The sequence below is a fragment of the Cyanobacteriota bacterium genome (genome assembly GCA_025054735.1).
GTDB lineage: Bacteria > Cyanobacteriota > Cyanobacteriia > SKYG9 > SKYG9 > SKYG9.
This window is the reverse complement of the sequence record JANWZG010000601.1, coordinates 1-1,676: the sequence shown is the minus strand read 5'-3', so window position 1 is coordinate 1,676 and position 1,676 is coordinate 1. Positions and strand designations below refer to the sequence as shown.

Below are 1,676 nucleotides of genomic sequence, written 5' to 3'. Positions count from 1 at the left end.
GTGACCACCTACCTGTAATTGTTAACCTACTTGTTCCCTCCGCCTAGTCTGAATCCTTACCAGCCTGTTGGCAATCAGGGCTTAAGTCCTTTGAAATCCGTAGATAAAAATCTTTACCGTCCGGAGGATTGGTCAACACCGTGAAGATATGCGTAGGTCGCCCAGTCAGTGCAGCCAATCAACCTACGGTAAAGAGGAGAGATGGATGACAGCTCAAATGGTTTTGTCACCAGTTAATTTCACAGCAGACAGCATAGATAACCCTAGACAAGCTATCGTGCAATTTGTGGAGACTGAATTGCGCCGCAGCCAAGTCTATCACCAATTTCTCGCTACACTACAGACTGCTATAGGTGATGTGGCAGAGGAGGCGATCGCACAACTAGATAAAGTCCTTACCAAAGTCCTTACCCAAGTAGTTCAGCTAGCGTTAGAACAGTGTCAGACCGTAGCTCAGTCCCATTGCTGGGATGACGAGCCTGCTAGCGATGCACATAACGAGCGCTATACCCAGTTAGAGCTAGAGTTTGAGCAGGATGTAGCAGGCAAACTCATTCAATCCCCGATGTCTGTTGTTGACTCTAGCTCAGCAGCTATGCCTATAGTTTGCACTACCAAACAGCTACAGCCAGTAGCGACGTTAGAAACTGATTCTAGATACGTGCCTCTGTGTCGTAAAGGACAAGGTGTAGTTGCTAACTCTATCCAACCCTCTGCCCTACCAGATCATAATGCTTTCGCAAAGGGTCTTACAGCTAAGGGGGACGAGACGACCACAGCCAACAGCAACGCCAACTGCTGACGCTGAGGAGAATAGTGTTGTTGCGATTCTATGCCGAATTGGTCAGGAGATTAAGCAGCATCGGCTTGCCCAAACTATGAGCCTAGAGAAACTGCATTATCTAACGCTTGTGCCGATTTATCACCTGCGAGCACTAGAGTCTGGCCAAGTGGAGCAGTTGCCAGAGCTAGTCTATGTAAAAGGGTTTGTTCGACGCATTGGTAGTGCATTAAGGGTAGATAGCGATCGCTGGCTGACTCAACTAGCCTCAGCCGAGTCATCCACGACAACCAAGTCATCATGGCAACCGCTATCGCAAGCACTAGGCTCAATTCAGATTAGCTCAGCCTACCTCTATGTGGGCTACGCAGCCTTAATGGCAGGGGCAATTGGTAGTCTTGTAGCAGCAGCGCAGCCATCGGTTGAACAGTTGCCTGAAGACTTGTCGCCACAGCATCCGCCTCATCTCAATAATCTCAGCAATCAGATGCAACCCGTTGCCACTCCTTTGCCTAATGCCTATCTCAGCGTTGCTGTCCCTGAGGCACTAGGGGTTGCTGATTTTGGGCGCAACTTTTGATGCTGGCTTGAGCTTGACATTCTCACTGAGGGCCAGATGCATAATTTTCTCCGGTGGAAATTGAGGCTAAAACCTGCCACCGATCGCCTGTCCTAGCTTATCAACCGTCAACGTGTGGGTAGGGATAGGGTCAGAAATGCGCCCACCACTAAACACTAAAACCCGATCGCTATACTGCATAATTTCGTCTAAGTCAGCAGACATGAACAGGATTGCCGTACCCGATTGACAGCGGCTAATCAACTGCTGCCACACCCACAGGGTCGATTCAATGTCTAAACCACGGGTGGGGTGTTCCATCAGCAACAGATTTAG

3 protein-coding genes are annotated in these 1,676 nt (G+C 49.3%); 2 read left to right on the top strand and 1 reads right to left on the bottom strand.

Going from position 1 to position 1,676, the window contains the following annotated elements:
• Positions 1 to 205 precede the first annotated feature (205 nt).
• On the top strand, positions 206 to 802 hold the full coding sequence (locus tag NZ772_18585; protein ID MCS6815564.1) for a hypothetical protein: 597 nt from the start codon (positions 206 to 208) through the stop codon (positions 800 to 802).
• Positions 732 to 1,361 (top strand): helix-turn-helix domain-containing protein, encoded by a 630-nt coding sequence (locus tag NZ772_18580; GenBank protein ID MCS6815563.1) that lies wholly within the window; start codon positions 732 to 734, stop codon positions 1,359 to 1,361. The genes NZ772_18585 and NZ772_18580 overlap by 71 nt, the downstream gene beginning before the upstream one ends.
• Positions 1,362 to 1,427: 66 nt before the next feature.
• On the opposite strand, the gene NZ772_18575 is transcribed toward NZ772_18580, so the two are convergent.
• On the bottom strand, positions 1,428 to 1,676 hold a 249-nt coding region (locus NZ772_18575), incomplete at its 5' end, for a sugar ABC transporter ATP-binding protein (GenBank protein MCS6815562.1).

What these genes read in the sequence shown, in the direction of transcription:
- NZ772_18585 (MCS6815564.1), top strand. Translation starts at nt 206, where the DNA reads ATGACAGCTCAAATGGTTTTGTCACCAGTTAATTTCACAGCAGACAGC.
- NZ772_18580 (MCS6815563.1), top strand. Translation starts at nt 732, where the DNA reads ATGCTTTCGCAAAGGGTCTTACAGCTAAGGGGGACGAGACGACCACAG.